Annotated in this window: 15 protein-coding genes; 11 read left to right on the top strand and 4 right to left on the bottom strand. The window is 64.5% G+C overall.

What is annotated here, in order from left to right; genetic code table 11:
• Window positions 1-69: 69 nt before the first annotated feature.
• A complete protein-coding gene (locus L1O02_RS02840; protein WP_235759514.1) occupies window positions 70-2,445 on the bottom strand; it encodes a glucose/quinate/shikimate family membrane-bound PQQ-dependent dehydrogenase in 2,376 nt (791 codons plus the stop codon).
• A gap of 206 nt (window positions 2,446-2,651) precedes the next feature.
• On the opposite strand from L1O02_RS02840, the gene L1O02_RS02835 reads away from it, so the two are divergent.
• The 10 genes from L1O02_RS02835 to L1O02_RS02790 all read left to right on the top strand — a co-directional run bounded on the left by L1O02_RS02835 (window position 2,652) and on the right by L1O02_RS02790 (window position 13,657).
• Window positions 2,652-3,113: an Lrp/AsnC family transcriptional regulator gene (locus L1O02_RS02835; protein ID WP_011063845.1), complete on the top strand. Its 462-nt coding sequence runs from the start codon at window positions 2,652-2,654 to the stop codon at window positions 3,111-3,113.
• A gap of 176 nt (window positions 3,114-3,289) precedes the next feature.
• Window positions 3,290-4,972 carry an NAD(P)/FAD-dependent oxidoreductase gene (locus L1O02_RS02830; protein ID WP_108545141.1) on the top strand — a complete coding sequence of 561 codons (1,683 nt, stop codon included), beginning with the start codon at window positions 3,290-3,292 and terminating at the stop codon, window positions 4,970-4,972.
• A gap of 98 nt (window positions 4,973-5,070) precedes the next feature.
• Window positions 5,071-5,865: a carbon-nitrogen hydrolase family protein gene (locus L1O02_RS02825; RefSeq protein ID WP_060841389.1), complete on the top strand. Its 795-nt coding sequence runs from the start codon at window positions 5,071-5,073 to the stop codon at window positions 5,863-5,865.
• Window positions 5,866-5,913: 48 nt separating this feature from the next.
• On the top strand, window positions 5,914-8,376 hold the full coding sequence (pqqF, locus tag L1O02_RS02820) for a pyrroloquinoline quinone biosynthesis protein PqqF (RefSeq protein ID WP_235759512.1): 2,463 nt from the start codon (window positions 5,914-5,916) through the stop codon (window positions 8,374-8,376).
• 156 nt (window positions 8,377-8,532) lie between these two features.
• Complete coding sequence (gene pqqA / locus L1O02_RS02815) at window positions 8,533-8,607, top strand: pyrroloquinoline quinone precursor peptide PqqA (protein ID WP_003194766.1); 75 nt, start codon at window positions 8,533-8,535, stop codon at window positions 8,605-8,607.
• Between the two features lie 103 nt (window positions 8,608-8,710).
• Window positions 8,711-9,622, top strand: coding sequence for a pyrroloquinoline quinone biosynthesis protein PqqB (pqqB, locus tag L1O02_RS02810; protein ID WP_060841391.1), 912 nt, complete (start codon window positions 8,711-8,713; stop codon window positions 9,620-9,622).
• 74 nt (window positions 9,623-9,696) lie between these two features.
• Window positions 9,697-10,449, top strand: a complete 753-nt coding sequence (gene pqqC / locus L1O02_RS02805) for a pyrroloquinoline-quinone synthase PqqC (RefSeq protein WP_060841392.1) — start codon at window positions 9,697-9,699, stop codon at window positions 10,447-10,449.
• On the top strand, window positions 10,446-10,721 hold the full coding sequence (gene pqqD / locus L1O02_RS02800; RefSeq protein ID WP_016964625.1) for a pyrroloquinoline quinone biosynthesis peptide chaperone PqqD: 276 nt from the start codon (window positions 10,446-10,448) through the stop codon (window positions 10,719-10,721). The genes pqqC and pqqD overlap by 4 nt, the downstream gene beginning before the upstream one ends.
• Window positions 10,693-11,859, top strand: coding sequence for a pyrroloquinoline quinone biosynthesis protein PqqE (gene pqqE / locus L1O02_RS02795; RefSeq protein WP_108545138.1), 1,167 nt, complete (start codon window positions 10,693-10,695; stop codon window positions 11,857-11,859). The genes pqqD and pqqE overlap by 29 nt, the downstream gene beginning before the upstream one ends.
• Complete coding sequence (locus tag L1O02_RS02790; RefSeq protein ID WP_108545137.1) at window positions 11,825-13,657, top strand: S9 family peptidase; 1,833 nt, start codon at window positions 11,825-11,827, stop codon at window positions 13,655-13,657. Before pqqE ends, L1O02_RS02790 begins: the two co-directional genes overlap by 35 nt.
• A 41-nt stretch (window positions 13,658-13,698) precedes the next feature.
• On the opposite strand, the gene L1O02_RS02785 is transcribed toward L1O02_RS02790, so the two are convergent.
• The 3 genes from L1O02_RS02785 to L1O02_RS02775 form a co-directional block, all read right to left on the bottom strand.
• Entirely contained in the window at window positions 13,699-13,857 is a 159-nt protein-coding gene (locus tag L1O02_RS02785) for a YqaE/Pmp3 family membrane protein (protein WP_011063854.1), read from the bottom strand.
• A 355-nt stretch (window positions 13,858-14,212) separates the two neighbouring features.
• Entirely contained in the window at window positions 14,213-15,496 is a 1,284-nt protein-coding gene (locus L1O02_RS02780; RefSeq protein ID WP_060841396.1) for an aminotransferase class III-fold pyridoxal phosphate-dependent enzyme, read from the bottom strand.
• Entirely contained in the window at window positions 15,493-16,191 is a 699-nt protein-coding gene (locus L1O02_RS02775) for an MOSC domain-containing protein (protein WP_060841397.1), read from the bottom strand. Before L1O02_RS02775 ends, L1O02_RS02780 begins: the two co-directional genes overlap by 4 nt.
• 102 nt (window positions 16,192-16,293) lie before the next feature.
• On the opposite strand from L1O02_RS02775, the gene L1O02_RS02770 reads away from it, so the two are divergent.
• Complete coding sequence (locus L1O02_RS02770; protein ID WP_060841398.1) at window positions 16,294-17,223, top strand: LysR family transcriptional regulator; 930 nt, start codon at window positions 16,294-16,296, stop codon at window positions 17,221-17,223.
• The last annotated feature ends 164 nt before the right edge of the window (window positions 17,224-17,387 follow it).

Raw genomic sequence — 17,387 nt, 5'->3', positions numbered from 1 at the left:
GCCAGCCATTTCTTGCCCCCATGAAAAAGCCGCGCATTGCGCGGCTTTTCACTGTGTCGCCGGCTGTCCTTATTTGGGCAGCGCGTAGGCAATCACATAGTCACCGCGATCGGTCGACTGCCGTGCGCCACCGGCCGTGAGCAGGATGTACTGGCGCCCGGTCTTGGGCGATACGTAAGTCATCGGCCCCGACTGACTGCCCACTGGCAGGCGCGCTTTCCAGATTTCATTACCGTTGCCGGTATCGAAGGCCCGCAGGTAGAAGTCCTGGGTGCCGGCGAAGAACAGCAGGCCGGATTGGGTCGCCAGGGACGCGCCCAGAGTCGGCATGCCTATCGGGATCGGCAGGTGCATGCGAATCCCCAGCGGGCCGGTGTCCTGCACGGTGCCCACCGGCACCTGCCACATCAGTTTGCGGGTCTTCAGGTCGATGGCCGACATGGTGCCGAACGGCGGCTTCTGGCAGGGAATGCCCACCGCCGAGAGGAAGCGCTGGCGCATGGCGCCGAACGGCGTGCCTTCCTGGGGCACCACGCCCATTTCGATGCCACTGGCACCGGCGCCAATCTGCTCCCGAGGGATCATGTAGTTGGCCAGGCCCAGGCGCATGTCGTTGATGAACATGTAGTGGCTGGTCGGATCCACCGACACGCTGCCCCAGTTCATGCCACCCAGGGAGCCGGGGAACTGCAGTGCGTGATCCAGGCCAGGCGGGGTGTACACGCCCTCATGGCGCATGCCCTTGAACTGGATGCGGCACAGCAGCTGGTCGAACGGAGTCGCGCCCCACATGTCGGACTCGGTCAGCGTCTGATTGCCAATCGAGGGCATTTCCACCGAGAACGGCTGGGTCGGCGAATAACGCTCCCCCGGCACATTGCCTTGGGGCACCGGACGCTCTTCGACCCGGGCAATCGGCTTGCCGGTTTCGCGGTTGAGCAGGAAGATCTCGCCCTGTTTGGTGACCTGGGCCAATGCCGGTTGCACGCCGCCCTTGTCGTCCGGAATGTCGTACAGCAGCGGCTGCGCCGGCAGGTCGAAATCCCAGAGGTCATGGTGGGTGGTCTGGAAATGCCAGCGCACCTGGCCGGTCTTCACGTCGAGGGCGACGACCGAGGAGCTCCACTTGTCATCGAACTCGCTGCGCTGACCGCCGAAGAAATCCGGCGTGGCGTTGCCGGTGGGCAGGTACACCAAGCCCAGCTTGGCGTCATAGGACATCGCCGACCAGACGTTCGGGGTGCCACGGGTATAGGTTTCACCCGCCGGCGGACGTTTGGTGGTGGCCGGGTTGCCCGGGTCCCAGGCCCACATCAGCTCGCCGCTGCGCACATCAAAAGCCCGCACCACGCCTGGCGGCTCGCCCGTGGAGAAGTTGTCCGCCACCCGGCCGCCGACGATCACTACAGTGCCCGCCACCAGAGGCGTCGAGGTTTGCTGGTAGTAACCCGGCTTGATCTCGCCCATGTCGGTTTTCAGATCGACCGTGCCCTGGTGGCCGAAGTCTTCACAGGGCTTGCCGGTTTCAGCATCGAGCGCAATCAGGCGCGCATCGCCGGTCGGCAGGAACAGGCGCCTGGTGCAAGCCGCAGGAGCAGCGGCGGGCGCCGAGGACTGGCTTACCGGGACCGCGGAGGCGTCGAAATAGCCCAAGCCACGGCAGCGCTGCCAGTTGGGTGCATAGCCTTGCGGGTCGAACTTCCAGCGCTCGGCGCCGGTGTCGGCGTCCAGGGCGAATACCTTGCCGTAGGCGGTGCAGGTGTAGACGGTATCGCCGATCTGCAGCGGGGTGTTCTGGTCTTCGGCGCCGGCGCCGGTGCTTTGGGGCAGGTCACCGGTGCGGAAGGTCCAGGCCACTTGCAGTTGGCCGATATTGCCCTTGTTGATCTGGTCCAGGGCAGCAAAGCGGTTGCCCGCCGTGGTGTTGCCCCAGTGGGCCCAGTCTTTCTGCTGCTCGGCGGGAGCCACCGGCTGGATGGCCGGTACGCTGTCGGCCTTGACCACATGGGTCGGCACGAACATGTAGGCCAGGGTCGCCACTATGCCAACGCCCAGCAGCCCCGCCAGCCCATGAGCCGCACGCCCGGCGCGGGCACCGGAGGCGCGCATCAGGGTCGGATAGATCAGCGCCACCACCAGGCCGATCACGGCAAAGGTCAGCACCCGCGAAACCAGCGGCCAGTATTCCAAGCCGGCATCCCAGACCGCCCAGATCGCGGTCAGCACCAGGGCCACGCCGTACAGCCTGGCGCCACGAGGATTGGCCCGGGCAATCAGAATGCCGGACACCAGCATCGCCAGGCCCATCAACAGGAAATAGGCGCTGCCTCCCAGACTCAGGAGATAGCCACCACCTCCCGCCAGGCCCAGCCCGATCAGAGCAATCAGAATGCCCAACCCCGCCAGGAGCCATCGGCTGCCGGTGGCAGCCCCCGTGTTTTTCATGTCAAACCTCTGCCATTTGTAAAACTAGGCAGCGAGAATGTACTAACTGGTTACTTATGACAACTTGTCGCAGGCTATTTGTTTCAAAAAAAGTCCCGATGGCGAAAGCTCAGTCCCTGGCCAGAACAGACAATTGGCAGCAGCAGCCAGGGTTTGCCCGAGGCTGTAACATGCTCGCTCCCTCGAAAGCCGTGCTGGAGCCCCCCTTGTCCGATAGCCGCCCTCCCGTTCTTGATGAAGTCGATCGCCAACTGATCGCCGCCCTGCAGATCAATGCCCGCGAAAGCGTGGCCATGCTGGCCCGGCAGCTGGGTATTGCCCGCACCACCGTGACTTCGCGTCTGGCGCGCCTGGAAAAGACCCGGGTCATCACCGGCTACGGCGTGCGCCTGGGTCAGAGGGTGGTCGACGGCGGCTTGCAGGCGTATGTGGGGATCAAGGTCCAGCCGCGCTCCGGCAAGGAAGTGCTGCGGCGCCTGAGCGGCATGGCTCAGGTCCAGCAACTGTGCGCGGTGAGCGGCGAGTTCGATTACGTGGCCTGGCTGCGCACCGACTCGCCGGAACAGCTGGACCAATTGCTGGACCAGATCGGCAGCGTCGACGGCGTGGAAAAGACCACCACCTCGATCATCCTCAGCAGCAAGATCGATCGCGGGCATGCGCTCTGAAGCCCCACAGCTGAAAGCGCTCCATCGTCAATCTGAATCATCTATTCGTCAGGTTGATAAATAACAATGCATAACGACGACAGTTTGCGTCTTATTTACGTGTTTCCCCCTCTCTAGAATGGCTGCCATCCTTTCCTATACTCAGCACTCTGCTGAGCCGCCCGCCAAGGTCAGCCATGAACAAGAACAATCGCCATCCTGCAGACGGTAAAAAACCGATCACCATCTTCGGCCCGGATTTTCCTTTCGCCTTTGACGACTGGATCGAGCACCCCGCCGGCCTGGGCAGCATCCCCGAAGCCCAGCACGGCACCGAAGTGGCCATCGTCGGCGCGGGTATCGCCGGCCTGGTCGCCGCTTACGAACTGATGAAGCTGGGCCTCAAGCCGGTGGTCTATGAAGCGTCGAAAATGGGTGGCCGCCTGCGCTCCCAGGCCTTCGAAGGCGCCGAAGGCATCATCGCCGAGCTCGGTGGCATGCGCTTTCCGGTGTCGTCCACGGCCTTCTATCACTACGTCGACAAGCTCGGCCTTGAGACCAAGCCCTTCCCCAACCCGCTGACCCCGGCGTCGGGCAGCACGGTCATCGATCTCGAAGGCCAGACCCACTACGCCCAGAAACTCGCCGACCTGCCGGCCCTGTTCCAGGAAGTCGCCGACGCCTGGGCCGACGCCCTGGAGGACGGCTCGCGCTTCAGCGAGATCCAGCAAGCCATCCGCGATCGCGACGTGCCGCGCCTCAAAGAGTTGTGGAACACCCTGGTGCCGCTGTGGGACGACCGCACCTTTTACGACTTCGTCGCCACCTCCAAGGCCTTCGCCAAGCTGTCGTTCCATCACCGTGAAGTGTTCGGCCAGGTGGGCTTCGGCACCGGCGGCTGGGACTCGGACTTCCCCAACTCGATGCTGGAAATCTTCCGCGTGGTGATGACCAACTGCGACGATCACCAGCATCTGGTGGTCGGCGGCGTCGAACAGGTGCCTCTGGGCATCTGGCGCCACGTGCCGGAGCGTTGCGCCCACTGGCCGGCCGGCACCAGCCTCAGCTCGCTGCACCATGGCGCGCCACGCACCGGAGTCAAGCGCATTGCCCGGGCCGCCGACGGCCGCTTCAGTGTCACCGACAACTGGGGCGATACCCGGGAATACGCAGCGGTCCTGACCACCTGCCAGAGCTGGCTGCTGACCACCCAGATCGAATGCGAAGAGTCGCTGTTCTCGCAGAAGATGTGGATGGCCCTGGACCGCACCCGCTACATGCAGTCGTCGAAGACCTTCGTCATGGTCGACCGGCCGTTCTGGAAGGACAAGGACCCGGAAACCGGCCGCGACCTGATGAGCATGACCCTCACCGACCGCCTGACCCGCGGCACCTACCTGTTCGACAACGGCGACGACAAGCCGGGGGTGATCTGCCTGTCCTACTCGTGGATGAGCGACGCCCTGAAGATGCTCCCGCAGCCGGTGGAAAAGCGCGTGAAGCTGGCCCTGGACGCCTTGAAGAAGATCTACCCGAAAGTCGACATCGCCAGCCGCATCATCGGCGACCCGATCACCGTGTCCTGGGAGGCCGATCCGCATTTCCTCGGTGCCTTCAAGGGCGCGCTGCCGGGCCATTACCGCTACAACCAGCGCATGTACGCGCACTTCATGCAGGACGACATGCCGGACGAACAGCGCGGCATCTTCATCGCCGGCGATGACGTGTCCTGGACCCCGGCCTGGGTCGAGGGCGCGGTGCAGACCTCGCTCAACGCCGTGTGGGGCATCATGAAGCACTTCGGCGGCGCCACCCATCCCGAGAACCCGGGACCGGGGGACGTGTTCCACGAAATCGGACCGATTGCCCTGGCGGACTGAGCAACGGGCCATGGCGCGCGGCAAGTCCCTGGCAGGGCTTATCGCCGCCTGCGCCAGCCGCTACAGTGGTCGGCCAGTCAGTCAGAGGAGTGAAGACCATGCACGTCGCCTTGTACCAGTGCCCGCCCGCGCCACTGGATGTGGCCGGTAACCTGCAGCGCCTGCACCGGGTGGCCATGGAGGCCACGGATGCCGATTTGCTGGTGCTGCCGGAGATGTTCCTCAGCGGCTACAACATCGGCGCCGAAGCGGTCGGCGCCCTGGCCGAGGCCCAGGACGGACCCTCGGCCCAGCGCATCGCCGCCATCGCCCAGGCCGCCGGCACGGCGATTCTCTACGGCTACCCGGAGCGCAGCAGCGACGGCCAGATCTACAACGCCGTGCAGTTGATCGACGCCCAGGGCCAGCGCCTGTGCAACTACCGCAAGACTCATCTGTTCGGTGATCTGGATCACTCGATGTTCAGCGCCGGTGCGGATGACTTCCCCCTGGTGGAGCTCAACGGCTGGAAGCTCGGCTTCCTGATCTGCTACGACATCGAATTTCCGGAGAACGCCCGACGCCTGGCCCTGGCCGGTGCCGAGCTGATCCTGGTGCCGACGGCAAACATGATTCCCTACGACTTCGTCGCCGATGTGACGATTCGCGCCCGGGCCTTCGAAAACCAGTGCTATGTGGCCTACGCCAACTACTGTGGCCGGGAAGAGCAGATCCGCTATTGCGGCCAAAGCTCCATCGCCGCCCCCGACGGCAGCCGGATCGCCCTGGCCGGGCTGGACGAAGCCCTGATCATCGGCACCCTGGATCGTACGCTGATGAACCAATCCCGGGCGCTGAACCGCTACCTTGCCGATCGTCGCCCCGAGCTATACGACGACCTGAGCAAGCGCTGATCCGCCCATATCCGCTAGCATGGGCGCCTCTCTGTTCTGGAAGTGCTCATGCCCGCGCTGAACCACCCCCTGCCTCACTTGCAAACCCTGGCCAACGGCCTGCGGGTGTCCCTGCGTCATGCCCCTCACCTGAAACGTTGCGCCGCGGCACTGCGGGTCTGCGCCGGCAGCCACGATGCGCCGACGGCGTGGCCGGGGCTGGCGCACTTCCTGGAGCACCTGCTGTTTCTCGGCACCGAGCGCTTTCCTGCCGAACAGGGGCTGATGGCCCATGTGCGAAACCAGGGCGGACAGCTCAATGCCAAGACCTGTGAGCGCGCGACCGAGTTCTTCTTCGAACTGCCGCCCAGTGCTCTTGCCGCCGGCCTGGAACGCCTGTGCGACATGCTCGCCCACCCGCGCCTGGACCTTGATGACCAGCGCCGGGAGCGGGAAGTGCTGCACGCGGAATTTATCGCCTGGTCCCGGGATCAGGCGGCGCAGCGTCAGTTCGCGCTGTTCGACGGTCTGTCTGGCGCTCATCCGCTGCGGGCCTTCCATGCCGGCAACCGTTACAGCCTGAACCTGGGCAGCCGCGGTTTTCAGCAAGCGCTACAGCAGTTTCATCAAAAGTTTTATCAGGCCGGGCAAATGACCCTGAGCCTGGTCGGCCCCCAGCCTCTGGAAGAACTTCGCGAACTGGCCGAACGCTACGGTGCGACTCTGGCCCAGGGCCGGCATCTTGAGCAGCGCCGACCTCCCGCGCTGTTGCCGAGCGACACCCGCAGTTATCAACAGCTCGAGGCACAACGCCTGGACCTGCTGTTCGCCTTCGAACAACTGCCCGACGGCGCAGCTCCCGCCCTGGACTTTCTCTGTACCTGGCTGCAATCGGCCAAGCCGGGAGGGCTGCTTGCCGGGCTCCAGCAACGCCAGTTGGCCCAGGGCCTGAAGGCACAGACGCTGTATGAATTTGCCGGGCAGGCCTTGTTGCACCTGCAGGTGACCCTTAGCACCCGGGCAACGACAGCCGCGGCCCAGGTCAGCGAGCTGCTCGGAGACTGGCTGGGCTTCTTCAGGGCCCAGGGCGATTGGCCCGAGCTGCGGGAGGAATATGCCTTGCTGCAACAACGCCCGTTGCAGGTCGCCAGTGCTCTGGCATTGGCCCAGCGGGACAGCCGCCAGAGCATCGGTGAGCTGAATGCGCAGGGGCTCGCGGCGCTCAAGGCGGTGCTTGCGCAGTTGCAGCCCCAGGTTGTGGATAACTTCAGCAGCGAATGGCGCCTGCCAGCGGCCAACCCTTTCCTGCGCAGCGCTGCCGAGGCGCCGCGGGCGGGACTGATTCGTGGACAGACCAGTGCACACCGCGGGCTGCGCACCTTCGCGCAGGATCGCTCGCGAAGCCGCCGAGAAACCTCGGCGCTGCACCTGAGCCAGGCCCTGCCCACGGACGGTCATGAAGGGGCCCTGATTCTGCGTTGGCGCCTGGCCTCGCCCGCTCCGGCCGACTTGCACGAACGGCTGCAGCACAGCCTCGCGCCCCTGCGCAGCGACGCCGCCCAGGCCGGTGTGCAATTGAGCTTTGCCAGCGCTGGCGAAGACTGGTTGCTGACACTCAGCGGCCTGCAGCCCCCCCTACCGGCGGTGCTGCAACAGGCCTTGATACAACTGACCCAGCCCGTCGACTCGTTCTGGCAGGAGAACCCTGCCGCCCCGGACGAAGTACCGTTGATGCCAATCCGGCGGCTGCTCAAGGCCTTCAGCGAGCAGCCACATGCCACCGACGCCCGCTGCACGCAGGCATCGGATCTGCAAGCACTGTGGGCCGACGCCCGCTGGGATGGCCTGGCCCTGGGGTTGCCCGCAGGCATTCAGGAGGCCCTTGGTCGAGTGCTGCAGCGGGTGCCCGGCAGTGCGGATGCCGGGCTCTGCCAGCCGCCGGCAGCCGAGGCCGTCCGCCGCTGGCAGAGCCTGCCCGGGGATGCCGGGGAACAGGCGCTGTTGCTGTTCTGCCCCACGCCCGGCGCGCAACTGGCCGATGAAGCGGCCTGGCGCCTGCTGGGCCAGCTCTGCCAGACGCCGTTCTATCAACGCCTGCGGGTGGAGTTGCAGCTGGGCTATGCGGTGTTCAGCGCCGTGCGCCAGCGCAACGGCCAGACCGGCCTGCTGTTCGGCGTGCAATCGCCCAGCGCGACGCTCAGCGAAATCCTTCAGCACGTGGAGCAATTTCTCCAGCAATGGCCGGAGCATCTGCGCACGCTCGACGAGGCGTTCTGGAACGAACAGCGACAGGCTTTGGCCCAGCAGTTCCAGGCCTCGTTGCTGCCCCTGGAACAGGCTGCGCAATGGCTCTGGCAGGCGCGACTGGCCGGCCATCCGTCGGATTACCTGACGCAACTGCACGCCAGCATCCTGGCCCTCACGCCCGACACCGTGATTCAGGCCGCCCAGGCCCTGCAGGCGGCGGCCGGCGGCTGGACACTACTGGCCACCGGGCCTTGCCCGGGAGCCCCTTGGCAAGTGGCGCAATGATCATTACCGGCGCTGCAATGAGCTTTCTTAAGATTTGCAGGCAACCTTTTGCGGGAATTTAGTAAGATAGCCCCCTAAGCATCTGAACATCTCCCGCCGGAGGTGGACTATATGTATAGGCAATACCCGTCCCACCCACCTCAAAGGAGCATTTTTATGACCTGGTCCAAACCTGCTTACACCGACCTGCGTATCGGCTTCGAAGTCACCATGTACTTCGCCAGCCGCTGATTTCTGCCTCTGGCCGAAACACGCAGCGCAACGCCTCGGCCCGTCCGGGGCGTTTTTATTTTCAGTTGCCCACCTTGTTCACGTCGTCACCCCGGGAGTGTCCATGTTTGTCCAGATTCTAGGTTCCGCCGCCGGCGGTGGTTTTCCGCAGTGGAACTGCAACTGCGTGAACTGCGCAGGGTTTCGCGACGGCAGCCTGCGGGCCCAGGCCCGCACCCAATCGTCCATCGCCATTTCCGATGACGGGGTGAACTGGGTACTGTGCAACGCCTCCCCGGACATCCGTGCCCAACTGCAGGGCTTCGCCCCCATGCAACCGGGCCGGGCCCTGCGCGATAGCGGAATCGGCGCCATCATCCTGATGGACAGCCAGATCGATCACACCACCGGCCTGCTCAGCCTGCGTGAAGGCTGTCCGCATCAGGTCTGGTGCACCGACATGGTCCACGAAGACCTGAGCACCGGCTTTCCGCTGTTCAAGATGCTCAGCCACTGGAACGGCGGCCTGAACTGGAACCGCATCGAACTGGACCAGAGCTTCAGCATCCCCGCCTGCCCCAACCTGCGCTTCACGCCGCTGCCCCTGCGCAGCGCGGCACCGCCCTATTCTCCGCACCGTTTCGACCCGCACCCGGGGGACAACATCGGCCTGATCGTCGAAGACCTGCGCAGCGGCGGCAAACTCTTCTATGCCCCGGGCCTGGGCAAAGTCGATGCGCCCCTGCTGGAGATCATGGCCGCCAGCGACGTGCTGCTGGTGGACGGCACCCTGTGGGAAGACGATGAAATGCAGCGCCGTGGCGTCGGCACCCGCACCGGCCAGGAAATGGGCCACCTGGCGCAGAACGGTCCCGGCGGCATGCTCGAGGTGCTGGAGCAACTGCCCCGCCAGCGCAAGGTGCTGATCCACATCAACAACACCAATCCGATCCTCGACGAAGACTCCGCCGAACGTGCCGAACTGGTACGTCGAAAGGTGGAAGTGGCTTACGACGGAATGAGTATTGAGCTGTAGGCCATATCGCCTACAAGCTCGCTTTGCGTAGGAGCGGGCTTGCCCGCGAAAGGACAGCCCCCCGGAGAACACACATGACCGACACCCCCCTGTCCCCTGCCGAGTTCGAGCAGGCACTGCGCGCCAAGGGCGCCTATTACCACATCCATCACCCCTATCACGTGGCGATGTATGAAGGCCGGGCAAGCCGCGAACAGATCCAGGGCTGGGTCGCCAACCGCTTCTACTACCAGGTGAACATCCCCATGAAGGATGCGGCGATCCTCGCCAACTGCCCGGACCGGGAAGTTCGCCGCGAGTGGATCCAGCGCCTGCTGGACCACGACGGCGCCCCCGGTGAAGACGGCGGCATCGAGGCCTGGCTGCGCCTGGGCCAGGCGGTGGGCCTGGACCCGGAGCAACTGCGTTCCCAGGAACTGGTACTGCCCGGAGTGCGCTTCGCCGTGGACGCCTACGTCAACTTCGCCCGCCGCGCCAGTTGGCAGGAGGCCGCCAGCAGCTCGCTGACCGAGCTGTTCGCCCCACAGATCCACCAATCGCGCCTGGACAGCTGGCCCCAGCATTACCCGTGGATCGACCCGGCCGGCTACGAGTACTTCCGCACCCGACTGGGCCAGGCCCGGCGCGATGTGGAACACGGCCTGGCCATCACCCTGCAGCACTACACCACCCGTGCCGGCCAGGAACGCATGCTGGAAATTCTCCAGTTCAAACTGGACATCCTTTGGAGCATGCTCGACGCCATGAGCATGGCCTATGAACTGAACCGCCCGCCTTATCACAGCGTTACCGATCAGCGGGTCTGGCATAAAGGGATCCCTCTATGAGTTTCGACCGCAGCAAGACCCCACGCTGGCGCCCCGGCTACCGTTTCCAGTACGAACCGGCGCAAAAGGGCCACGTGCTGCTGTACCCGGAAGGCATGATCAAGCTCAACGACAGCGCGGCACTGATCGGCGGCCTGATCGACGGCGAGCGGGACGTGGCGGCGATCATCCAGGAGCTTCAGGTGCAGTTCCCCGGAGTGGCCGAGCTCGGTGACGATATCGAGCAGTTCATGGAGGTCGCCCGTGCCCAGCACTGGATCGAACTCGGCTGAAGCCATCGTGCCCGACAAACCGCCAGTCGGCCTGCCACTGTGGTTGCTGGCCGAGCTGACTTACCGCTGTCCGCTGCAATGCCCCTACTGCTCCAATCCCCTGGATTTCGCCGAGCAGGGCAAGGAGCTGAGCACAGAACAATGGATCAAGGTGTTTCGCGAGGCGCGGGAGATGGGCGCCGCGCAGCTGGGCTTTTCCGGCGGTGAGCCTCTGGTGCGCCAGGACCTGGCCGAACTGATCGGCGAGGCGCGCAAGCTGGGTTTCTACACCAACCTGATCACCTCCGGCATCGGCCTCACCGAACAGAAGATCAGCGACTTCAAGAAAGCCGGCCTGGACCACATCCAGATCAGCTTCCAGGCCAGCGACGAGCAGGTGAACAACCTGCTGGCCGGCTCGAAGAAAGCCTTCGCGCAGAAGCTGGAAATGGCCCGTGCGGTCAAGGCCCACGGTTACCCGATGGTGCTGAACTTCGTCACCCACCGGCACAACATCGACAGAATCGACCGCATCATCGAGCTGTGCATCGCCCTGGAAGCCGACTTCGTCGAGCTCGCCACCTGCCAGTTCTACGGCTGGGCCCAGCTCAACCGCGTCGGCCTGCTGCCGACCAAGGAGCAGCTGGTGCGCGCGGAACGCATCACCAACGAGTACCGCGCCAAGCTGGAAGCCCAGGGCCATCCCTGCAAGCTGATCTTCGTCACCCCGGACTACTACGAAGAGCGCCCCAAGGCCTGCATGAATGGCTGGGGCAGCATCTTCCTCACCGTGACCCCGGACGGCACCGCCCTGCCCTGCCACGGCGCGCGGCAGATGCCGGTGCAGTTCCCCAATGTGCGCGACCACAGCATGCAGCACATCTGGTACGACTCCTTCGGCTTCAACCGCTATCGTGGCTACGACTGGATGCCCGAGCCGTGCCGCTCCTGCGACGAGAAGGAAAAGGACTTCGGTGGCTGCCGCTGCCAGGCCTTCATGCTCACGGGGGATGCCAGCAATGCCGACCCGGTGTGCAGCAAATCGGAACACCACGGGATGATTCTCAAGGCCCGCGAAGAATCCGAAACCGCCACCCAAACCATTGAGCAACTGGCCTTTCGCAATGAACGAAACTCACGCCTCATCGCCAAGGGTTGAGCCCTTCAGCGCCAACCAGGCCACCGCCGCCGGAACCGATTTTGCCGAACTGCAACTGACGCCCCACGGCCTGTTCTGGAATGAATACCGTCCCGCAGACGCCAGTTGCCGGATCTGGCATTGGCAGCAAGGCCAGGCCCGTTGCCTGACCCCGGCGGGTTTCAGCGCCCGCAGCCGGGTCTACGAATATGGCGGCGGCGCCTTCTGCATCAGCGGCGAACACCTGGTGTTCGTCAATGACGCGGACCAGCAGCTGTATCGCCAGCCCCTGGCCGGCGGCGCGCCAGAAGCCCTCACCCGGGGCGCTTGCCGCTACGGTGATCTGCAGGCTCACGCCGATCAGGTCCTGGCCGTGGAAGAGTGCGCCAACGAGCACCGGCTGGTGGCCATCGACCTCCACGACGGGGGTCGGCAGCTGCTCGCCGCCGGGGCCGACTTCTATGCCGCTCCGACCTTGAGCGCCAACGGCCAACGCCTGGCCTGGATCGAATGGGATCGCCCTCATCAGCCCTGGACCTGCACTCGCCTGATGCTCGCCGAGCGCCAAGGCGACGGCACCTGGGGTGAACCGCGCTGCGTAGCCGGGGACGGCGAGCAGGAATCCCTGCAGCAGCCACGCTTCGACCAGGACCAGCAACTGTACTGCCTGACCGATCGCCAGGGTTTCTGGCAACCCTGGGCCGAATCCGGCAGCGGCTTGCGGCCGCTGCCCTGTGCCGCGGCCGATCACGCTCCAGCGCCCTGGCAGCTGGGCTGCAGCACCTGGATGCCCCTGGGCGGTGACGCCTGGTTCGGCAGCTGGACCGAGAATGGCTTCGGCCGTCTCGGCCTGCACCACGCCGACGGTGCGCAACAGGACTTCAGTGGCGACTACAGTCGCTTTCGCGGCCTGGCGCTGGATCAGCGCTACCTGTATTGCATCGCCGCCTCCCCCGTCAGCCCCTCGGCCGTGATCACCATCGAGCGGGAAACCCGGCAGGTACAGGTACTGGCCGGCGGCGTGGCGCCGCTGCCGGCGGAACACATCAGCCGTCCGCAAACCCTGTGCTACCCCAGCGGCGATGGCCAGGCCCATGGTTTCTTCTATCCGGCCATGAACGGGGTCAAGCGACCGCCCCTGGTGGTGTTCATCCACGGAGGTCCGACCTCGGCCTGCTATCCGATACTCGATCCGCGCATCCAGTTCTGGACCCAGCGCGGCTTCGCCGTGGCCGATCTGAACTACCGAGGCAGCAGCGGCTATGGCCGGGCCTATCGCCAGGCCCTGCACCTGCGCTGGGGCGAAGTGGATGTGGAAGATGCCTGCGCGGTGGTGTCCTACCTGGACCAGCAAGGGCTGATCGACCCACGGCAGGCATTCATCCGTGGCGGCAGCGCGGGGGGCTATACCACCCTCTGTGCCCTGGCTTTCGCCAAGGTGTTCTGTGCCGGCGCCAGCTTGTACGGGGTCAGCGACCCCATTGCCCTCAGCCGTTCCACGCACAAGTTCGAGGGCGACTATCTGGACTGGCTGATCGGCGATCCGCAGCAGGACCGGCAGCGCTATCTGGCCCGCACACCGCTGCTGCACGCCGGCGACATCCGCGTCCCGGTGGTGTTTTTCCAGGGCGAGCTGGACGCCGTGGTGGTGCCGCAACAAACCCGCGACATGCTCAAGGCACTCAAGGACCAGGGCATTGCCGCCGAGGCGCATTACTACCCGGATGAACGCCACGGCTTTCGCAAGGCGGACAATCAGGCTCACGCCCTGGAGCAGGAGTGGCGGTTCTATCAGAAGGTGCTGCAGGCGCAGCCTTGAGCAAGGCCCGCCCGTTCCAGCGGAACGGGCGGGCCGGACCATCAGCGTTTGGCGATGATGTAGACCGCGTGAACGATACCGGGGATGTAGCCACACAGGGTCAGCAGGATGTTCAGCCAGAAAGCGCCGCCAAAGCCCACTTGCAGAAATACCCCCAGGGGCGGCAAGAGAATGGCGAAGATGATGCGGATCAAGTCCATAGGGCAGCTCCTGTTGGAAATCGGCTCGGTTGAGCCTTGCCTGCAATCGACCCCGGCCGCGGGCCAGGGTTCAGAACAATCACCCGCCAGCCCGCAGGGCGGTCTTGTTGCAGTGGCTCTGCCCCAATGGCATTCAGCCGATGACAGCGACGGCCCGGGTCGATAGGCGCAACGAGCCAGCAAGCGACCGAGGTTTCAGGGGCCACTCCGGACGCTGAACAACACGGAGACAAAAAAACGCCCCGTGCGAAAAATCGGACACGGGGCGATGCGTTATACCGCGAGACGGTTCAGGAATTCAGTCAACGGGAGGTGGCAGCAAACCTCGGTGAAGCGCGCCGGATCGGTCTGGATATCAGACCACCACCCCCTTGCGGCATTGCAGTTGTGCAGTGCGCACCCGGGAGAACGCCCGGGCCAGGCGCAGCAGCATTTCATCGATATTGCCCTTGCTGACACTCAGGGCCGGGGTGAAACGCAGGCAGTCCGGTTGCGGGGCACTGAGCAACAACCCTTCGAGCAGCGCCGCCTTGACCACCGCCTCAGCCGAGGCATCGGCCAGGCTCATGCCCCAGAGCAGTCCATGGCCACGCACTTCGCCCTGTGCATAACGGCTCGCCAGGCGCGTCAGCCCCTGCCCCAGGTACTGGCCATGGGTGCGCACCTGCTGCAGAAAGCCGTGTTCCTGCAGACTGTCCAGCACCGCCAGGCCGGCCGAAGTCATCAGCGCATTGCCGTGATGCGTGCCGTCCAGTTCGCCCGCTTCGAAACAGCAGGCCTTGCCCCGCGCCAGCAGCGCCGCCAGCGGCACGCCGCCGCCCAGGCCCTTGCCCAAGGCAATGATGTCGGCGCGCACGCCATACAACTGTTCGGCCAGCAGCGTGCCGCAGCGGCCGATGCCGGTCTGCACCTCATCGAGAATCAACAGGATGCCCAGCTCACGACACAGACGTTCCACGCCCTTGAGGTAGTGCTCAGTCGCTGGAATGACCCCGGCCTCGCCCTGGATCGGCTCCAGCATGATGGCCACGGTTTGCGCATCCACTGCCGCGTGCAAAGCGGGCAGATCATTGAACGGCACCTGGCTGAAGCCCGGCAGCTGGGGCTCGAAGCGATTGCCCGGGGCACCACGCCCCGCCGCCGACAGCGCGGCAAAACCCCGACCATGACAACTGCGGCTGGCGGTGATGATGCCGGCCGCGCCGCCTCGGTGCAGTTGTCCCCACTTGCGGGCCAGCTTGATCGCGGCCTCGCAGGCTTCGCTGCCACTGCTCAACAGATAGGCCTGGTCGCTGCCGGTGCTGCGGCACAAGCGATCGGCAAGCTTGAGCATGCCGCGGTTGTAGAAACCCGAGCCGGGGTTGATCAGCGACTGGGCCTGGGCGGCCAGGGCATTGACCACGACCGAAGGGCTATGGCCCAGGCTGTTGGCGGCTCCGGCCTGGGTGAAGTCAAGATAGGTGCGGTCATTGCTGTCCCATAACCAGGAGCCCTGGCCACGGACGAACACCGTCTGGGGACGCGGCACGCTGGGCATCAGGCACTCACTGGCACAGCCATCGTCCGCGGCAGCCAGACAGGGCTCGACGGCCAGATCCTCCAGACTGGGCGGGGTACGGCGCAGATTGAACAGATTCATGCCCGCAAGCCCTCCAGGGGCAGTCCCAACAAGCGCGAGGACCAGTCCTCGACACGACCGGTGCGCAGGCGCTTGATGGCAATATCGCGCCAGCGCGAGGACAGCGCGGGGCAGTCAATCAGGGTTTTCAGACCGACAGGCTCCAGGGGCTCCCGGAAAAAACAGCGTAGGGCCCAGGCCACGGTCAGGCCGGGATAACTGCGCTGGATCAGTTCCAAGGGTTCGTCCGCCTGGACGAAGCCGGGTTTGAGCACCCGGTAGAACCAGCCACAGCGGCCATTGTCCTGGGCCTGCTGGGGCAGATTGACCAGCCCCCAGCGCCGGCTCAGGCGGTAGCAGGGGGAACGGGGCTGACTGACCTGCAACAACGCACCGCCCCAGCGGAACATGTCCCCCAGGCACACCTGCTCTTCGGTCAGGCCGCGGGTCGAGAGATTTTCGCCAAAGGCCGGGGCCGACCAATCGAACTGTGGATAACGTTTGCGCCAGTGGGCGTAGTGCTCGGCGGGATAGTGATGCAGGGCCCGTTCAGGACCGCTATGAAAGCGCGGATCACCCTGTTCATCGCTGCCCAGGCCTTGTGGCCACAACCAGAGACGGTTTGCAACCGGGTGCTTGTCGGTATCTATGACCAGACCCTGGCCGAGATTTTTTGCCTTGCCTATGTAAACACCATCGACGTAAACGGTATTCATCGCCCTTCTTGGCCCTGTAAGCCTTGTGAATAGGCGCTAGACTAGGCGCCTTACGGGCTCCGGGCCATTTCGATTTTTAAGCTTTTTCGATAAGAAATACTTATGGATTTTAAGCAACTGCGTTATTTCGTCGCGGTGTATGAAGAAGGCCACGTGGGCCGTGCTGCAGAGCGCCTGTCGATCTCACAACCGGCACTGTCCCAGCAGATCCGCCAACTGGAGCAGAACCTCGACGTCAGCCTGTTTGAACGCAGCAGCAAGCGGCTCTTGCCGACCCTGGCCGCCCACACCCTCTACAATCACGCCCTGCCCCTGCTCGACGGCCTGCAACAGGCCCGCGAAGCCTTGCGCAACTTCAAGGGCCAGGCCCTGCGCACCCTGGCCATCGGCGTACTGCAAACGGTGCACACCAGTCTGGTGCCGCAGATGCTCGAACGGGTACGCAAGGCCCAGCCCCATCTGGTGGTGCAGATCTACGAACTGACGGGCCTGGAGATCGAACGGCGCTTGCTCAATGGCTCGCTGGATATCGGCATCAGCTACCTGCCGCCACGCCAGCCCGGCCTGCATGGCGTTCCGCTCTATGAAGACGAGCTGACACTGGTCATCCCCGCGCAACACCCGTTGCGCGAATTCAAGAAGGTGTCCATGAGCCAGGCGGCGGAACTGCCGATGTTGCTACTGGGAGAGGAGTTTCAGGTGCGCCAGATCTGGCAGGCACAACTGGCCAATCTGGGACGGCGCCCGCAGGTACAGGCGGAACTGAACAATATGGCCGGCATCCTCGACAGCCTGCCCCACACCCAGCTGGCCACCGTACTTCCGGGGCGTTCGCAACAGCAGCACAGCAACAGCGAATTGCTGTGGAAGCCCTTGAGCGAACCCAGGGTGCCATTGAAAGTCGGATTGGTCTGTCGCGATCTGCAGCGTCAGCAGGGGACGCTGGAATTGCTGCGAACCTTGCTGGAAGATTCGATGAGCACCCACGACGGACGCCTGGGCACAACGGTGGTGCCGGACATCCTGGGCTGAACTCGCCGGAATAAAAAAGCCGGGCAAAAGAAAACCCCGCCGAAGCGGGGTTTTGCAGACTGTTTCCCTGACATCCTTTTCACTCCACCATCCTGGCGGAATCCTACGTGTCCGTGTTGTTGCTTTGCGCTTCCTGCGCGACGTCCATGTGAAGTAGATTAGCC

Origin of the sequence: Pseudomonas sp. BC42 (assembly GCF_021560055.1) — a bacterium.
GTDB lineage: Bacteria > Pseudomonadota > Gammaproteobacteria > Pseudomonadales > Pseudomonadaceae > Aquipseudomonas.
This window is presented reverse-complemented; position numbering and strand designations above follow the sequence as displayed.

Coding starts and splice junctions, on each gene's coding strand:
- L1O02_RS02840 (WP_235759514.1), bottom strand. CDS start 2,445: ATGAAAAACACGGGGGCTGCCACCGGCAGCCGATGGCTCCTGGCGGGG.
- L1O02_RS02830 (WP_108545141.1), top strand. CDS start 3,290: ATGAACAAGAACAATCGCCATCCTGCAGACGGTAAAAAACCGATCACC.
- L1O02_RS02825 (WP_060841389.1), top strand. CDS start 5,071: ATGCACGTCGCCTTGTACCAGTGCCCGCCCGCGCCACTGGATGTGGCC.
- pqqF (WP_235759512.1), top strand. CDS start 5,914: ATGCCCGCGCTGAACCACCCCCTGCCTCACTTGCAAACCCTGGCCAAC.
- pqqB (WP_060841391.1), top strand. CDS start 8,711: ATGTTTGTCCAGATTCTAGGTTCCGCCGCCGGCGGTGGTTTTCCGCAG.
- pqqC (WP_060841392.1), top strand. CDS start 9,697: ATGACCGACACCCCCCTGTCCCCTGCCGAGTTCGAGCAGGCACTGCGC.
- pqqD (WP_016964625.1), top strand. CDS start 10,446: ATGAGTTTCGACCGCAGCAAGACCCCACGCTGGCGCCCCGGCTACCGT.
- L1O02_RS02790 (WP_108545137.1), top strand. CDS start 11,825: ATGAACGAAACTCACGCCTCATCGCCAAGGGTTGAGCCCTTCAGCGCC.
- L1O02_RS02785 (WP_011063854.1), bottom strand. CDS start 13,857: ATGGACTTGATCCGCATCATCTTCGCCATTCTCTTGCCGCCCCTGGGG.
- L1O02_RS02780 (WP_060841396.1), bottom strand. CDS start 15,496: ATGAATCTGTTCAATCTGCGCCGTACCCCGCCCAGTCTGGAGGATCTG.
- L1O02_RS02775 (WP_060841397.1), bottom strand. CDS start 16,191: ATGAATACCGTTTACGTCGATGGTGTTTACATAGGCAAGGCAAAAAAT.
- L1O02_RS02770 (WP_060841398.1), top strand. CDS start 16,294: ATGGATTTTAAGCAACTGCGTTATTTCGTCGCGGTGTATGAAGAAGGC.